The sequence below is a fragment of the Micromonospora sp. NPDC005173 genome (genome assembly GCF_040608515.1).
In the GTDB taxonomy this organism is placed as follows: Bacteria; Actinomycetota; Actinomycetes; order Mycobacteriales; family Micromonosporaceae; genus Micromonospora.
Window position 1 is genome coordinate 1 of sequence record NZ_JBEXIK010000082.1, and the last position, 15,446, is coordinate 15,446.

Genomic DNA, 15,446 nt, shown 5'->3' on the forward strand with positions numbered 1-15,446 from the left:
CTCCCCGGTCTGGCCGACAGCCAGACACCACCAGCACCAACGGCCCGCAGATCACGAAGTGTCACTGCCGTCCGACTCTTGCTGAGATCACTTCATTAACTCGTTCGAGATGGATCTCCTGCCCGGTGTGTTCGATGAACTGGACCCCGCCCAGCCGGAGCCGTCGTTGTCCGAGCTGGCCTCCGTCCTGCTGAAGTTGGTGGACAACGGCTGGATGGAAATGCGCCGCTACGTGCGGCGGGTTGCCGATGACGGTCGGGAGGGCTTGGCGCACGGCGATCGTGTGCCAAGGGACCAGCTGCCGGTGCTGCTGGCAGACCCCGCCAGTTGGGAGTACCTGGATGATCCGAGTTGGATCGGTGCGCTGACGCTGGTGGAGACCGAAGCCGCCAGGACGATCAGCCGGATGTCCGCCGACGAGAGTGCCACACGCGACAACGTATAGGCGAGCGGCTCGGAGTCCTGTAACGGCATCCGCATCTGCCGCCGACCGCGCCCGCCGGTCGTTGAAGGGCCCGTCACTGGCTGTAGCCGAAGGTTGCCGGCTTGGGCGTCCCATCATGCCGATGAGCGGATATCTGATCTTGATCCCGGTGTCGGTGTGCGATGACTAAAGTGTCGTGCCCTTGCGCGGAGCCGAGACCCGCGCGGGCTGGTACTGCTGCGGGCTGATTGTGCGGCAGCCGTCGAAGCTAGTACTAGCGGAAACAGGTTTGCTATGGAAACCTGTTGGCATGACCACTGACTCGGTACCCGCCGGCGGTGACCCCCGCCGGCTGCTGTCTGATGCGCGCGACCTCGCGCGCCGGGTTCGTCTTGACCAGCGGGTGACGTGGCTGCCGCTGCTGGTGCTGGCCCTGGTGATCTTCGGGGCGATCCCGGCGTACCGGTACGGTCGCGTCGTCAGCGACTGCCAGGCGGTGAACGGCGGCCAGGTGTGCAAGGTCTGGTTCCAGACCGTGACGTTCTACTGGTTGGCGGCGCTGGTCCTGGCGTACGTGGTGATCGCCGGCGGGTATCTGCGGGTGGCCCGGGCCCGGGGCGTGGACGCCCGGGTGCTGCCGTACGCGGTCACCGGCGTCGCGCTCGTCGGGCTGGGCTTCGCCTTCGCGGCGGTGTGGATCCGCCTCAACCCGCTGACCTACCCGGAGGAGCCGTCCGCCTTCGCCCAGTTCCTGTCCCGGCTGCTCGACCCGCCCGGCGCGATCGGGTTGGCCCTGCTGGTGCTGGCCTGGCTGGAGCGGTACGTCGCGCTGCTGCTGTTCACCATCGGGTACCTGACGGTGGTGCTGGTGCCGATCAACTTCGGATGGGGCGCGCACTGGGGTCCGCACACCTGGTTCATACCCCAGCTGGTCATCAACGGCGGCGTGCTGCTGCTGGGCAGCGTCGGCTTCGCGCTGGCGCAACGGCTGCGGCGGCCCCGGTGACCGACCCCGCCGACACCCCGGAGCCGGACGAGACCGAATCCCCGCATCCGGTCACCGGCCTGGACGACGTGGTGCACCAGCGGGTCCGGCTCGGCATCCTCACCATCGCGCACGAGGCCCGCCGGGTCGAGTTCGGCTACCTACGCACCCAACTAGAACTGACCGCCGGCAACCTCTCCCAGCACATAGGCGTGCTGGAGACCGCCGGGCTGGTCCAGGTCGAGAAGGGCTACGCCGGACGGCGCGGCCGTACCTGGATCACCCTCACCGCCGCCGGCAACACCGCGCTCGCCGAAGAGATCGGGCGCCTGAAGCTGCTCATCGCGCGAGTCGAGACCACCGACACCCAGGAGGACCGATGACCACCGCACTGACCCGCCGACACCTGCTCGCAGCCGCGCTCGCAACCGGGGTCGCCGTGCCGCTCGGCGACGCCGGCCGCGGCTGCGACCACGACAGCCACCGCCGCTTCGTCCGCGCCCGCGGCATCACCCCCGTCATCGCCCGCCGCGGCACCGCCCACGGCTCCAACCTCGGCACACTGCGCTGGGTCAACGCGCGTCCAACCCAGAGCCTCCGCAGACGCCGAGACGAGTCGACTAGGCAGACGACACCATTTGATCGGGTACACGGATCTGGCCGCCGACCGCGCGGCAGCGCTGATCAGGAGGATGCGTGACTACGGAAGATGCGTTCGGCCCAGTACTCCGGCGTCTCGTGGTAGACGATGTCGAGTCCGACGATCCAGACACGCGGCATGCGACCTGCCGGCTCGGCATCCGACCATTGCCGGTTGATCGCCACCACGGCCTCGTCGCGCGTCATCCCGAACAGGGAGACCATCTCGTCCGCTGTGTCCCTGCAGAACTGGAGAGCCTCTTCGTCGCCGGCGCATCGGAACTCGCCGTGCGAGCGCAGCAGGCACTCGTGCACCAGATACTCAACATCAAAGGTCTCGTCGCCGATCCGGAACGACGCCCTACGGCGTCGGGTCTTGTTGTGGAGTTCGACACCGGTCAGCCGGTACTCGATCATGAAGCGGTCGAGGTAGGGCTTGGGTCCTAGCGGCACATACCCGCGAAACTGATTCGCTGGTGCTTCTCCCATAGGAAGCATCTTTCGGGAGTACGGCACATCCTGGCTACTCACGCAGGCCGCCGTCGCCGCCCTCATCTTGGCCGCGAAGCGCGCGGTCATGCCGCCGACCGCGCGCCATGTAGCGTCACGACAACCGGGTCAAGCCGGCGCACGGTCGTGCCGATGAGCCGTTGCCTGCCTCTCCGTCGCGGGTCGGCTTTGGCGAGAACCACTGCTCGTCAGCGGCGCAGCCAAAAGACATCCCTACGCCGACAGTTGGCCTGCCGCGACGCGAGGCAAAAGGGGTTCGAGCCGTCGGCGATGCCGACAGGCAGGAGGACTCCCGGATGGAGTGGCAAGGGCCGTTGGGCTGCCGACCTACTCCCTCGGGTTGTCGAGGTCGTACCGCGTGCCCTGAGATTCCAACCGGGCCCGCACCTCGGCAGCATGCTGCTCGGCGACGTGCATGTCGGCACCGGCCGCCTTCAGGAGCTCTACGGTCGGGCTGCTGATCCCGACCGGGTCGGCCATCGCCACTCCCGCTTGGATGCCCAGCAGCGTCGAATCCGTAGTCACTGCCAGCACTGCGGCGAGAGCCTCGGCGCGCGGCTTGTCCCGGTCCGTGCCACTGCCATACCGGCCGGGTGTCGACGCAGGCCGGGTCACCCGCCGATCGGGGCGTCCCGCGACTCCGCGGACGGCCGACCGGGCGCGGAGCGGCGCAATCCGTGAATGGGCCGCGCAGAACGGCTACGAGGTCTCCGAACGGGGACGCATCCCGAGTTCTGTGGTGGAGGCATACAACAATCGCTGACCGGCTGCCGTCGAGACCGCGCTCATGTAGCAACGTGGCGTGCCCGGAACTCCTGGTTGCCTGGCGACGAGGACTCGGATCGGTGGCGGGTGCAGGCCGACGCGGGGTGAGTCTTTTGTCGAGGCTGAAGCGAGTAACTCCTTCGTCGACCGCACCTGGTGGCGGAGGTTGCTCTGGCAGCGGTCCACCGCCTATCCGCAGGTCCGCCGCCGGCGAATCTCGTCCGCCGGTCGGACATAGGTGATCAGCGCGGCCATGTCCAGATCGACGAAATGCCGGCGGGGGTGGACCAGCGATCGGTCGGATGGACGGTGAGCCCTCAGAAAACGGTCAGGTGGTCCTGCCTGATTCGCGCAGGGGTTCGGACGCGGAGGTTACCGTCACCGCGTTCCGCGCCGTAACCCCGTTGGGGAGGCGACCGCATGCAGGTCGGAAGGCACTGGCCGGATTCATCGGTTGCGTAGGGGTCGGCCTACCGGCGCGAGCAGCTCGTCCAGCAACTCCAGCTCCGCCCATCCGTTGACCGCGATCTGGCCGGAGGCGTCGACGCTTATTTCCACGCGGTCGGGCGTGCGTTGCAGATGGTCGAGCAGATGTGGGAAGCGGTCGCTCAGCACGACAAATTCCTGGTTCGTTGAGCCTACCCAGGGCCGAACGGTGTCGATCCGGTCGCGGAGGAACGGTCCAGCAACGAGCAGGTCCGTCTCGCCGAGCAGCGCGGCAACATCCTCACGGCCCGCCTCAATGGCCCGCCGCAACTGCGCCTCGGTGTATCCGGTGAAGGTCATGACCGATCGGCCAGCCCGCCGTACCGCGCGAGTGACCCTAGACAATGCGGCGGCTTGATCGAAGGGTTCGCCGCCGAGCAGCGTCAGCCCGGTGGTGCCCGAGTCGAGGATGCGGGTCACCAGGGCGTCCGTTGCTAGCTGCTCACCGCCTCGGAAGGTCCACATGTGGGGGTTGAAGCAGCCGGGGCATCGGATAGCGCAGCCCTGCACCCAGACCGCAGTGCGTTCACCTGGTCCTTCGGCGCGAGTTGACGGGAGGAACCTCGCTATTGACACCAGCGCCGGGTCGGTGGTGTGTCGGGGAGCGAGATTGTGATTAGACATCGAGCACACGGCCGTGCGGTGGTGGCGGCGCCTGGCCGGGCTGCCACCGCTGCGGAGGTGCGCACGTCAGCAGGTTTCTGAGGTGGGCGAACTCGTGCGGTGCAAGGTTCGCTACCGCGGCGAACTCGGCTACGCTGCCGAACCCGCGGCGCGCCTGTCGCTCGGCGATCACCCGGTGCACGCGGTCTGGGTGGAAGTGCGGGAGTCCAGCGAGCTGCTCGAACGTGGCCGTGTTGACATTGACGGCCGTCGGGGCCACGGCCGTGGCCGGCGGGATCGTGGAGGGGTGCGGGCGCGCGACGTGGGTCTGCTGCGCAGGTACCGGTACTGCTGCTGGCCCTGCCCTATAGTAGGTGGCCGGGTTCGGCATGATGTTGGCGACCGATGGCGGCGCGGATGTCGGCGTGTAGAGCGTTGGCCCAGCCGGCGCCGGTGGGTAGGGGCTGCCGGTCCAAGTCGGTGGTGGTGCAGTGGGCTGTGCGTACCAGGGAATATGGGTTGCCCGCCAGCGCAGCCACGCCGAGTTGATGAGAACGGCGTGCAGGATACTTGCCGCCCAGACGGCCACGAGTGTGCCGGTAGCCCAGCCGCCCACGGTGGTCGTTTTGCCTGGGTCGTCGGAGAAGGAGATGCTTCCGGCGCCAATGACGGTGTAGGCGATGCCGGGGATCCACCAGTCTGGTCGTCGGGCGCGAAGCCCGACGTAGAGGAAGCCTGCTCCGGCGAGGCAGCCCATGCCGAAGATTGGGAGCAGGAGCCACCAGCTGTGCTGGATCCGCCATTGCAGGCTCGCGCCCGGGTTCGCGGGGGGCGGTGGGGTTGCCCATGGCCCGTTAGGCACGTTCGACATTGCGCTCTTCCTGCAGGTTCTGCACGTTCACGTTGGTTCTGGTGTAGTCGGCGGTGTAGGCGCTCTCAATGGTGCGTGCGTCGAGCAGATCTTCCAGGATCGCGACGTAGTCGAGGCAGCCGCTTCCCACCATGCCCTTGGTCTCGGCGCTCACGACGCCCTCGCTCGTCACGGTCAGCACGATTTGTGGTTTCTCCGTCATGACGACCGCCCCTCGACGGCGAACACCATCCGTACGCTCGCATCCTCGGCGACGGTCTCCGACTCGAGCCGAAGTCCGGCGGCCGGGGCGCGTTCCCGCAGCCGCTCGAGCACCGCACGCTGCACTTGCCGCCCATACTCGACGTCGATGGCGCGAACGATGTCGACGGCTCCTTGCTCGTCAACGTCACCCGTGAGGTGCGCAGACCACATTGCGTCCGGCCCGCGCTGGAAAGTCGCCTGTACACGGTCCCAGGACGCCACAATCTCCCGATCGTCGGCGCTGACCAGGGCGTTGGTCTCGCGCAGCGCGGCGGAGAGCAAACTCTCATCCCGCATCCGCGTCTGCACCTGGCAGATGACGCGGCCACGCTCGTCGCGGCCGGCGGTGGCGCCGCGCACGGCGGCGACCGCGGCCACGGCCAGCGGCACCAGTATCAGTGAGACGCTCAACGGGGCACTCCCCTCGGTCCTGTCGTCGACATCAAAACTCGACCGATCTTCCACCACTGCGAGGGGGTGGTGCATCGCCGGGTTGGGTAGGAGCCGTGGACGCAATGGGGGTCCCGGAACGGCCAGGAAGGTCCCAGTCTTCCGCGGCCGTGGCCGCGACCGCACGCATATTTGCCCAGGCGCGTATGGCGCTGATCCGCTCCGCCTGGGTCACGCTGAGCGGCACCATGTTGACCACACCGTGGACCAGATCGTCCTTGCGCAACGGGCGTCTTTCAGAGAAGGCGTCAAAAAGACCGGCGATGACTGCCTGCTCGAGCTCGGCTCCCGAATAGCCCTCACTCAGCCCCGAGAGCTCCTTTAGCAGCGCGTCGTCGACGGTGAGGTCTCTGGCCACAACAGGGTGCGTCAGCCGCTTTGCGATGTGCACGGCCCAGATCGAGGCGCGCTCCGCAATGGTCGGAAGATCGACGAAGAAGATCTCATCGAAGCGCCCCTTGCGCAGCATCTCAGGCGGGAGGCTCTCAATGTTGTTCGCGGTCGCAATGACGAAGACGGGCTCGGTCTTCTCCTGCAGCCAGGTAAGGAAGGTGCCGAACACGCGAGATGACGTGCCCGAGTCACCACCGGCGCCGCCGCTGGCGAAGCCCTTCTCGACCTCGTCGATCCAGAGAACGCACGGTGAGGTGGCCTCGGCGGTGCGGATAGCGTTGCGCACGTTCTGCTCGCTGGATCCGACCAGCCCGGAGAAGACCCGACCGATGTCGAACCGCAGCAGCGGCAAGCCCCAGCTGGCGGCGACGGCCTTTGCGGTGAGCGACTTGCCGCAGCCGGGCACGCCAGTGATCAGCACACCGCGCGGTGCGGGAAGCCCATACTCCGCCGCCTCCGCCAACCAGGAACTATCCCTCTTGGCCAGCCACCGCTTCAGATTTTCCAGACCACCGACGTCGGCCAGGTCAACGTCGACATCGACGAACTCCAGCAGCCCCGACTTGCGTACCGTCTGCCGCTTCTCCTCGTGCACCACTGCGATGTCGTCCAGGTCAAGCACACCGTCGTTGACCATCGCGCGAGCGAATGCGTTTTCCGCCTCCTGCAGCGTGAGACCGAGAGCCGCCTTCGCCAACCGCTCCCTCCCCACCGCATCCAGGCCGATGCGGATCCGGCCGCTGGCGGAGTTGGCCGCGATCATCCCTTCAAGCACCATTCGGATCTCGTGCTCACTGGGCAGCGGGAAGTCGACGATCGTGACGTCCTTCTCCAGCTCCACCGGGATCCGCAGCACGGGAGAGATAAGCACCAGAGACCGCGCGACCGGGCCGGACTTGAAGGCCGCCGCCACATCCCGCAAGAGCCGAACCACCCCCGGGCTCCCAGGCCGGTCACCACCCCCGTGCGCCACGTGCAGGTCCCTGAACATGAGCACGCTGGGCGCGTCGATCCGAAGCGCAGCCTTGAGCGCATCCTCCGGGTCCGTCGTGCCCTTCCTCGGGGTACCGTCCGGCTGAACCAGTCCTTCTGTCGCGGACCAGGTCCAGACAGTCCTGGGAGTACGAACCATGGCCGCATCGCGGGCCACGGCCGTCACCTCCGCGACCACCCGATGCTCTTCGTACGACTCTACGTAGAGGATCGGAAAGCGCGCCTTGAGCAATTGCGACAGTGCCTCGCGGAAAGGCCTCGCCATCGCCGTCTCCCCCCGCCGACCGCCACCCGGGCCGGCCGACTGTAGCAGGCCACAGGCAGGACCGGATCCAAGGAAATAGGCACTAATCTTCACATGCGAAATAGCGGCTACCAGCGCCAGTAGCCGCGTCCGGCAAACACGAACGCCCCCCACCACCTCACGGCAGCGGGGGCGTTCCGGTGAAGGTCAGGCGTCGAAGCGGACCCGACGGCGGCGCGCCACCACCAGCGCCACGCCAGCCAGCACCGCGAGAGGGCGGCGACCTTCGCCGAGAACGACCTCGGGCCCCTCACCGCGATGCCCCAGCGGTGACCGACCGCCGATCGCCCGGCCCGTCGGTGACGGGCCGGGCGTCGGGTGTCATGGCAGGGTACGGATCCGCAAGGTCACCATCTCCGGCTCGGCCAACTGGTCAGTGACCGCGTAGATCTTGTTGCCGGACACGGCCAGCCCCCCCTTGACCAGGTTGTGCGCCCACGTCTCCTGGTTCGGCAGGTGCCCGAATTCGCACGTGATGATCGGCGTGATGCCGCCCGGCTCGAAGACCCAGACGTCCTTGTCGTACGACGAGTTGGTGCCGGCGACGACGAGGCCGTCGGGCCGGATCGCCACGGCGTTCGGGTACGTCACGGTCGGGTACCGGTGCACCTCGACGAGGTCGGACGTGCGCAGGACCGGGTGGTAGTACGGCGCGCCCGAGGGGACGATCACCTCGGTGCCGTCGGGAGTGACCGCCAACTGCGCGACCGAGCCACCGTCGGTGTGGCTGATCGCCCGCTGGACCAGCCCCGTCGCGGTGGCCTCGAAGCGGACCAGCAGGGCGGGGCTGGTGCCCGTCGCGCCGGCGATCAGCATGTCGGGCTGAGCGGGCGAGGTGGCCAGCAGCATCGCCGAGCTGATCCGCTCGTCGATGGCGTCCACGGCGTTCACGGAGAACTTGCCGGTCGCGAGGTCGACCCGGCCGATGCCCGCCGTGGGCTCGTTCTCGCATCCCCAGGAGACCCAGAGTTGGCCGGCCGCGAAGGCCATGTCCTTCGGGCACGTCATGGTCCCGTCGGTCTTCCCAGCGAACTGCCCGTCCAGTTCCCACGTGTCCAGGTCCACGATCCTGAGCCAGTCCTGGTCGCCGGCGGCGATGTAGAGCTTGCTGCCGTCCGGGCTCAGCGTCATCCCGGCGGCCCCCGGCGCGATGCCCTGAAGGGTGCGAAGGACGTTGCCGTCCAGGTCGGTGACGATCAGACCGTCGGTGCCCTTGCCCCCGGTTATGTAGACCCGGCCGCGTGCCTCGTCTACCAGGATGTCGCCGAACCGGAAGCCGGTGACGTACCCCGGGATCGGGATCTGGGCGTTCACGTCGGTGCTCGGAGGCGAGGTGGTGGTGGTCGGGGTCGGCGTCGGGCTGGCGGTCGGGCTGGACGTCGGCGACGCGGTGGGACGTGGCTTCCGTCCCGGCCGCGGAGACTGGGGCGTCTTGTCGGCCTTCGACTTGGTGCTGTCAGCGACCAGGTGCGCTTCCGCCGCGCTGTCGTCGGCGGACCGGTCGCTGCCCGCCACGGCGGTGCCCGCACCGGCGGCCAGGAGGGCGAGCACGCCCACCCCCACCATCCAGACCCGGGCGCGCCGGCCCCTGTTTGCTGTTCGGCTCATCGTTCCCCGTTCTGATCCGATATGCGACGCGGGCCGGGATCGGATCCGGGCCCGCCGACCAGAAGGCGCTCCGAAGTGCGAAGACGTTACGCGAAACACCATCGGCATCGAGGAGGCCAGATGACTGGAGGTAGTGGATCTATCTCTGCCCCGGCCCCGCCGCTGGCGGGCCCGAAGCCGCGACGTGAGGAAGCCCTGCGGCCGGTAGGAATGGACAGGTGAACGCCGGGCGGGCGGGCCCTGAACCTCCTGAACAGGCCATCCGACCTCGCCGAGGAGGGGTGATCCGGGCCGCGAAGAAGGCGGCGGCGACACGTACGTCTCCGAGCCCAGAAGCGCGAGTGTCGCTGGCCCCGGCCCCGCCTCCGGGTCCGCTCGTTGTGCCGGCTGTCTGCTGGGCTCTCTCGGTCAGGTCGACGTGCAACCGTTTCTTGCGGATCACCCCGTCGAAGGCTGCGGTCGTCCGCCGGCCGGGCCCGGAGGTGGTCATCGCCGATGCAGGACCAGCTGCAACGCTAGACCACCCCGGGGTCAAGCCCGGGGGCGCCGAGAACGACAGATCGTTGACCGATTGCATGGTTGGCCGGCAACCGGCCGGGCTGCGTGGCCAGGACCCCCGGCGGCGTGTCGCACCTGCCGTGAGGTTGCCCTTGTCCTCGCCGTCGACCACGGAGTCCCACAACCGCGGCTAACAAGGTTCACCAAATGATCAACTGACCGCAAGGTTGCCCGGGGAAACGACTGAATCAGCCTGCACCGGACCTGTTTCGAGCGGCATTCCGGCCACTGGCGCTCCGAGCGGTCATCCGGCGGGTCTGTCGCTAATGGCCATTCGGCCGATGCGATCGCCACAATCGGTCGGCAGCCTCGATCAGTTCTGTTCATCTAGCCGTGATCAATCCGCTCCATACACCTGGCGGCTCTTGGGCGGACAGGAAAAGGCCTCTAATCTCCACCTGGCCAACCCCGCCATCGGAGGCGAACTTAATGGACCGGAACCGGCGCAAACGAACACGCAACGTGTTCAGCGTCCTCCTCGCAAGCGGCGCGCTCCTTCTGACCAGCGGGGCACCCGCGCTGGCGGAGCCAGCGGCATCGGACCCCTTTATCAGTGAGATCCACTATGACAACGCTGGTACCGACACCGGCGAGGCCATCGAGATCGAGGCGCCCGCCGGCTTCGATCTGACCGGCTGGCAGATCGTTCTGTACAACGGCGCGAACGGTGCGGCCTACAACACCCGCACGCTGAGCGGCCCGATGCCGGCGGCCGGTGTGGTCGTCGCGACGTACCCGACGGACGGCATCCAGAACGGGTCGCCCGACGGCGTAGCGCTCGTCGCCCCGGGCGGTGCCGTGGCGGAGTTCCTCACCTACGAGGGGACGATGACCGCCGTCGGCGGGCCGGCCAATGGGCTGACCGGCGTCGACATCGGCGTCGCGGAGACCGCGACCACGCCGGCCGGCGAATCGCTGCAGAAGATCGACGGTACGTGGCGTGCCCCCGCGCCGAGCAGCTTCGGCGCCGTGAACACCGTCCCGGGCGGCGGTGATCCCGACCCGGATCCGGCTCCGGGCTGCACCGTCACCGTTGACCACACCATTGGCGAGGTCCAGGGCGGCGGAGACGCCACGCCGCTCGCGGGCGCCCGGGTCACCGTCGAAGGCGTGGTGACCGCCGACCATCGCAGCGGTGGCTACAACGGCGTCTACGTGCAGACCGCGGGCAGCGGCGGGGACCGTCCCGTCGCCGCGGGCACCGCCTCGGACGGCATCTTCGTCTACCTAACAACCAGCACGGCCAACCACCCGTCGGTCGCGATCGGCGACCGGGTCCGGGTCAGCGGAACCCCGAGCGAGTTCAACGGGCTCACCCAGCTCACCATCGGCGCGAAGGCCGACCTGCAGGTCTGCGAGCACAGCCAGACGCTGCCCGCGCCCGTCCCGGTCGGCCTGCCGCTCGCCGACGGCGCCCGCGAGTCGGTCGAGTCGATGCTGGTGTCGCCGGTCGGCCAGTACACCGTCTCCGAGGTCTACAACACCAACCGCTACGGCGAGGTCGTGCTCACCGCCGGTGACCGTCCGGCCGCCAACCCCACGGACGTCGCCCGTCCGGGCTCGGACGAGGCGAAGCAGGTGGCCGCCGCGAACAAGCTCGCGCGGATCCTGCTCGACGACGGCCGGACCACCAACCTGTCCACCGCCAGCCTGCTGCCGCCGTACCTGTCGAAGGCCAGCCCGCTGCGGGTCGGCGACTCGGTAGAGGCATTCGGGTCGTCGGTGCTCTCGTACGGCTTCAACGAGTGGCGCCTACAGCCCACCACCCCGGTCGACGCGGACACCGCGCCGCCCGCCCGGACCAGCTTCAAGACCACCAACCCGCGTACCCCGCAGCCGGTGGACGTCGGCGGCGACGTGCGGGTGGGCAGCTTCAATGTGCTGAACTACTTCGTGCACTTCGGCGGGGACGCCCGCGGCGCCGCTGACGAGGCCGGTCTGGCCAAGCAGGAGGAGAAGATCGTCTCGGCGATCAGCGCACTTGGTGCCGACGTGGTTGCGCTCGAGGAGATCGAGAACTCGGTCCGGTTCGACGCAGGCGACCCGCAGCAGGCGCTCAAGCGCCTGGTTGCCGCCCTGAACACCAAGGACGGCAACGGCACCTGGGACTACGTCCGCAGCCCGGCCAACCTGCCCGGCCCGACCCAGCAGGACTTCATCACCACGGCGATCATCTTCAAGCCGGCGAAGGTACAGCCCAAGGGCCCGTCGCGGTCGGTGAACGACGAGACCGTCTGGTCCAACGCCCGCGAGCCCATCGCACAGACCTTCACCGCGGGGAAGATCGCCTTCACCGTGGTCGCCAACCACCTCAAGTCCAAGAGCGGCACCGGGACCGGCGACAACGCCGACACCGGCGATGGCCAGGGCTCGTGGAACGGCGACCGGGTCCGTCAGGCGCGGGCGCTGGCCGCCTTCGTCGACCAGGTCAAGGCGGACAGCGGCACCGACGACGTGCTGCTGCTCGGCGACTTCAACGCCTACACCCACGAGGACCCGATGCAGGTCCTCTACGACAAGCAGTACCGGGACCTGAACAACACTGGCAAGGCCACCTACGTCTTCAGCGGCGAGTCCGGCTCCCTCGACCACGCCCTCGCCTCACCGTCGCTCGCGGCCCGGGTCACCGGCGTCGACGTGTGGCAGATCAACGCGGTCGAGTCGTACGCGTTCCAATACGACGGGCTGTCCGCCTTCTACGAGGCGAACCCGTACCGGGCCAGCGACCACAACCCGCTCGTGGTGGGCATCAACACCCGCGCGAACCCGGTCAACCTGCAGCTGCTCAGCATCAACGACTTCCACGGCCGGCTGGAATCCCCAGCCACCGTCGGCGGCCAGCCGGTCGGCGGCGCCGCCCAGCTCGCCGGCCTGGTCGGGCAGCTGCGCGCGCAGAACCCGAACACCGCGTTCGTGTCCGCCGGCGACAACATCGGCGCATCCACGTTCATCTCGGCGATCGACGGGGACAACCCGACGATCGACGCGCTGAACCAGGCCGGCCTCGCCGCCTCGGCGGTGGGCAACCACGAGTTCGACAAGGGCATCGCCGACCTCACCGGCCGGGTGTCCGACCGCGCCGACTTCCCGTACCTGGGCGCCAACGTGTACCGGGGCGACGCCAGGGCGCTGCCGGCGTACTCCGTCAGCACGGTGGGCGGGGTGAGGGTGGGCTTCGTCGGCGTGGTGACCGAGCAGACCAAGTCGCTGGTCAGCCCCGACGGCATCGCCGGGCTGACTTTCCGCGACCCGGTCGCCGAGGCCAACCTGGTCGCCGGCCAGCTCAAGGACGGCAACCCGGATAACGGGGAGGCCGACGTGGTGGTGCTGCTCGCGCACGAGGGCGCCGCGACGGAGAACATCACCTCCGCCGAGGCGCTGGCCAACGACCCGGTCTTCGGCAAGTTCACCCGGGTCGACGCCACCATCGACGCGATCTTCAGCGGTCACACCCACCAGCCGTACGCGTTCGAGCTCCCGGTCCCCGGATCGGACCGGCTGCGTCCGGTGGTACAGGCCGAGGACTACGGCAAGCGGCTGGGCAAGGTCGCGCTGACCTACGACCCGAACACGGGCCAGGTCACGACGGCCGACGCGCAGCTGGTCGACGTGGTCGGCGCGCCGCAGGACCAGGCGGTGGCCGACATCGTGGCCGCCGCCAAGACCAAGGCAGGCGAGCTCGGCAAGCAGCAGCTGGGCTCGATCACCGCGGACATCAAGCGGGCCTACACCAACGGCAACGAGGACCGGGGCAAGGAGTCGGCGCTCGGCAACTTCATTGCCGACGTGCAGCTCGCCGGCACGAAGGACCCGGGCCGGGGTGGGGCGCAGATCGCGTTCATGAACCCCGGTGGCCTACGCGCCGACCTGCTCTACCGTACCGACGGCATGGTGACCTACGCGGACGCCTTCGCCGTCCAGCCGTTCGCCAACGACGTGGTGACGAAGAGCTACACCGGCGCCCAGATCAAGCAGGTGCTGGAGGAGCAGTGGCAGCCCGACGGGGCGTCCCGTCCGGTGCTGTGGCTGGGTGTCTCGAAGGGGTTCAGCTACACCTACAACCCCGACGCGCCGAAGGGCTCGCGGATCACCTCGATCAAGCTCAATGGCACGCCGCTCGACCCGGCGGGCACGTACCGGGTCACGGTGAACTCGTTCCTCGCCACGGGCGGTGACAACTTCGCCACCCTCGGCGACGGCGCCGACCCGGCAACCACCGGCGACAACGACCTCACCATGCTGGTGAGCTACTTCGCCGCGAACTCGCCAGTCACCGCGGACCCCCAGCCGCGGTCGGCCGTCGGGCAGGCGGGTCCGCAGTGCACCACGACCATCACCGGCGCGTACCGCAAGCCGCTGGTGGTCACCGCGGGCCTGACCTGCCTGGAGAACGCCACGATCGGCGGCCCCGTCACGGTCAACCCAGGCGCCTCGCTGGTGGTCACCGGCGGCACCATCAGCGGCCCGGTGTACGCCACCCGCCCGGTCCTGTTCGATCTCGCCAGCGCCACCGTGTCCGGCCCGGTCACCGTCACCGGCGCGACCGGCCAGCTGAACATCACCAAGGGCAAGGTGAACGGCCCAGTGTCGGTCACCGCCAACACCGGTGGAGTCCGGATCGACACCGTTACCGTCAGCGGTCCGATCACCGTCAACAGCAACACCGGCAGCCAACCGGTAGTCATCTCCGCCAACACCATCAGCGGACCCCTCGCCTGCTCGGGCAACACCCCGGCCCCGGCAAACGAGAGCCGACCCAACAGCGTTAAGGGCCCCGCATCAGGCCAGTGCGCGCGACTGTAATCCATATGTGAGTCGCGGTCAGCGGCCGGAGCCTGACAGGCTCCGGCCGCTGACTCTGTTCCAGTCGCAGTGGTCAAGACGTTCGTCGGAGACAACCGTGCCTTCCGCGGCGACAACCGCTTTCTTGTTGGCTGTTCTAGCGATCGCAGGGGTCCGCTCCGGGCAGAAGGTGCGGGGTTGGGCAACAGTCAAGACGTTCGAGGTCTGTCACTGGATGAGCGAGACCGATCTTCCGCTCCCAGCAACGCCTGTCGTCCGGGCTAGCGGGCGTCAAGCCGCCGGTCATCGAACGGCGGAGGACGACGCATCGGCGGCCGCCTCCGCCCGCACCGCTCCGCCCCGTGAGTCCGAGCCGCGTCACTGCACAGGACCGACCAGCCATCGAGATTCGAACCCTGAGCCCCCTCGGCTAAGTGCGTGTTTGAAAAGGTCGAATGTGGACGGTGTGGCGGCGTGACGATGGCCGCCGGGGCGGGCAGGGTGTCCGGGTGTCGTCGCCTCGTCGTGGTTACCCGTCGGATCTGACCGATGCCCAGTGGGCGTTGATCGAAGGGTTGTTGCCGGAGCCCAGCACGGACGGGCGGCGGGAGAAGCACCCTCGTCGGGAGATCGTCAACGCGATCTTGTACGTGGTCCGCTCGGGGTGTCCGTGGCGGTACCTGCCGGCGGATCTGCCGCCGTGGCAGACGGTGTACTGGTACTTCGTGCGCTGGGAGGACGCCGGTGTGACCGAGAACCTGCTGGCCACGCTGCGGGTCAAGGCGCGGGTGCAGGACGGGCGGAATCCGGAGCCGTCGGCGGGGATCATCGA

13 protein-coding genes and 2 pseudogenes are annotated in these 15,446 nt (G+C 68.5%); 7 read left to right on the forward strand and 8 right to left on the reverse strand.

Annotation, left to right across the window (positions count from 1 at the left end):
- The first annotated feature begins 109 nt into the window (after positions 1 to 109).
- The 4 genes and pseudogenes from ABZV00_RS37030 to ABZV00_RS37045 all read left to right on the forward strand — a co-directional run.
- Entirely contained in the window at positions 110 to 445 is a 336-nt protein-coding gene (locus tag ABZV00_RS37030; protein ID WP_355615082.1) for a hypothetical protein, read from the forward strand.
- A gap of 289 nt (positions 446 to 734) precedes the next feature.
- On the forward strand, positions 735 to 1,430 hold the full coding sequence (locus ABZV00_RS37035; RefSeq protein WP_355615085.1) for a hypothetical protein: 696 nt from the start codon (positions 735 to 737) through the stop codon (positions 1,428 to 1,430).
- Positions 1,427 to 1,792: a transcriptional regulator gene (locus ABZV00_RS37040; RefSeq protein ID WP_354968207.1), complete on the forward strand. Its 366-nt coding sequence runs from the start codon at positions 1,427 to 1,429 to the stop codon at positions 1,790 to 1,792. The genes ABZV00_RS37035 and ABZV00_RS37040 overlap by 4 nt, the downstream gene beginning before the upstream one ends.
- A gap of 71 nt (positions 1,793 to 1,863) precedes the next feature.
- Positions 1,864 to 1,983 (forward strand): annotated as a pseudogene (locus ABZV00_RS37045) (IS5/IS1182 family transposase); the annotation flags it as partial.
- A gap of 110 nt (positions 1,984 to 2,093) precedes the next feature.
- On the opposite strand, the gene ABZV00_RS37050 reads toward ABZV00_RS37045, so the two are convergent.
- Positions 2,094 to 2,627, reverse strand: coding sequence for a hypothetical protein (locus ABZV00_RS37050; protein WP_355615088.1), 534 nt, complete (start codon positions 2,625 to 2,627; stop codon positions 2,094 to 2,096).
- Positions 2,628 to 2,885: 258 nt separating this feature from the next.
- Positions 2,886 to 3,173: a hypothetical protein gene (locus tag ABZV00_RS37055; RefSeq protein ID WP_355615091.1), complete on the reverse strand. Its 288-nt coding sequence runs from the start codon at positions 3,171 to 3,173 to the stop codon at positions 2,886 to 2,888.
- A gap of 37 nt (positions 3,174 to 3,210) precedes the next feature.
- Between ABZV00_RS37055 and ABZV00_RS37060 the strand changes: the two are divergent.
- Positions 3,211 to 3,321 (forward strand): annotated as a pseudogene (locus tag ABZV00_RS37060) (histone-like nucleoid-structuring protein Lsr2); the annotation flags it as partial.
- 449 nt (positions 3,322 to 3,770) lie between these two features.
- On the opposite strand, the gene ABZV00_RS37065 reads toward ABZV00_RS37060, so the two are convergent.
- From ABZV00_RS37065 to ABZV00_RS37090, 6 genes are all read right to left on the reverse strand, one after another.
- On the reverse strand, positions 3,771 to 4,433 hold the full coding sequence (locus ABZV00_RS37065; protein WP_355615094.1) for a 4Fe-4S single cluster domain-containing protein: 663 nt from the start codon (positions 4,431 to 4,433) through the stop codon (positions 3,771 to 3,773).
- A complete protein-coding gene (locus ABZV00_RS37070) occupies positions 4,426 to 5,283 on the reverse strand; it encodes a helix-hairpin-helix domain-containing protein (protein ID WP_355615096.1) in 858 nt (285 codons plus the stop codon). Before ABZV00_RS37070 ends, ABZV00_RS37065 begins: the two co-directional genes overlap by 8 nt.
- On the reverse strand, positions 5,267 to 5,485 hold the full coding sequence (locus tag ABZV00_RS37075; RefSeq protein WP_355615099.1) for a DUF2997 domain-containing protein: 219 nt from the start codon (positions 5,483 to 5,485) through the stop codon (positions 5,267 to 5,269). Before ABZV00_RS37075 ends, ABZV00_RS37070 begins: the two co-directional genes overlap by 17 nt.
- Positions 5,482 to 5,937: a hypothetical protein gene (locus ABZV00_RS37080; protein WP_355615102.1), complete on the reverse strand. Its 456-nt coding sequence runs from the start codon at positions 5,935 to 5,937 to the stop codon at positions 5,482 to 5,484. Before ABZV00_RS37080 ends, ABZV00_RS37075 begins: the two co-directional genes overlap by 4 nt.
- 31 nt (positions 5,938 to 5,968) lie before the next feature.
- On the reverse strand, positions 5,969 to 7,627 hold the full coding sequence (locus ABZV00_RS37085) for an AAA family ATPase (protein ID WP_355615105.1): 1,659 nt from the start codon (positions 7,625 to 7,627) through the stop codon (positions 5,969 to 5,971).
- Positions 7,628 to 7,987: 360 nt separating this feature from the next.
- A complete protein-coding gene (locus ABZV00_RS37090) occupies positions 7,988 to 9,274 on the reverse strand; it encodes a hypothetical protein (RefSeq protein ID WP_355615108.1) in 1,287 nt (428 codons plus the stop codon).
- A 987-nt stretch (positions 9,275 to 10,261) separates the two neighbouring features.
- Between ABZV00_RS37090 and ABZV00_RS37095 the strand changes: the two genes are divergently transcribed.
- Both ABZV00_RS37095 and ABZV00_RS37100 read left to right on the forward strand, forming a co-directional pair.
- Positions 10,262 to 14,635: an ExeM/NucH family extracellular endonuclease gene (locus ABZV00_RS37095; protein ID WP_355615111.1), complete on the forward strand. Its 4,374-nt coding sequence runs from the start codon at positions 10,262 to 10,264 to the stop codon at positions 14,633 to 14,635.
- A 488-nt stretch (positions 14,636 to 15,123) separates the two neighbouring features.
- Positions 15,124 to 15,446, forward strand: a 323-nt coding sequence (locus ABZV00_RS37100; protein WP_355615113.1) for a transposase, incomplete at its 3' end; no start/stop codon positions are given.

Coding starts and splice junctions, on each gene's coding strand:
- ABZV00_RS37030 (WP_355615082.1), top strand. CDS start 110: ATGGATCTCCTGCCCGGTGTGTTCGATGAACTGGACCCCGCCCAGCCG.
- ABZV00_RS37035 (WP_355615085.1), top strand. CDS start 735: ATGACCACTGACTCGGTACCCGCCGGCGGTGACCCCCGCCGGCTGCTG.
- ABZV00_RS37050 (WP_355615088.1), bottom strand. CDS start 2,627: ATGACCGCGCGCTTCGCGGCCAAGATGAGGGCGGCGACGGCGGCCTGC.
- ABZV00_RS37065 (WP_355615094.1), bottom strand. CDS start 4,433: ATGTCTAATCACAATCTCGCTCCCCGACACACCACCGACCCGGCGCTG.
- ABZV00_RS37070 (WP_355615096.1), bottom strand. CDS start 5,283: ATGTCGAACGTGCCTAACGGGCCATGGGCAACCCCACCGCCCCCCGCG.
- ABZV00_RS37075 (WP_355615099.1), bottom strand. CDS start 5,485: ATGACGGAGAAACCACAAATCGTGCTGACCGTGACGAGCGAGGGCGTC.
- ABZV00_RS37085 (WP_355615105.1), bottom strand. CDS start 7,627: ATGGCGAGGCCTTTCCGCGAGGCACTGTCGCAATTGCTCAAGGCGCGC.
- ABZV00_RS37090 (WP_355615108.1), bottom strand. CDS start 9,274: ATGAGCCGAACAGCAAACAGGGGCCGGCGCGCCCGGGTCTGGATGGTG.
- ABZV00_RS37095 (WP_355615111.1), top strand. CDS start 10,262: ATGGACCGGAACCGGCGCAAACGAACACGCAACGTGTTCAGCGTCCTC.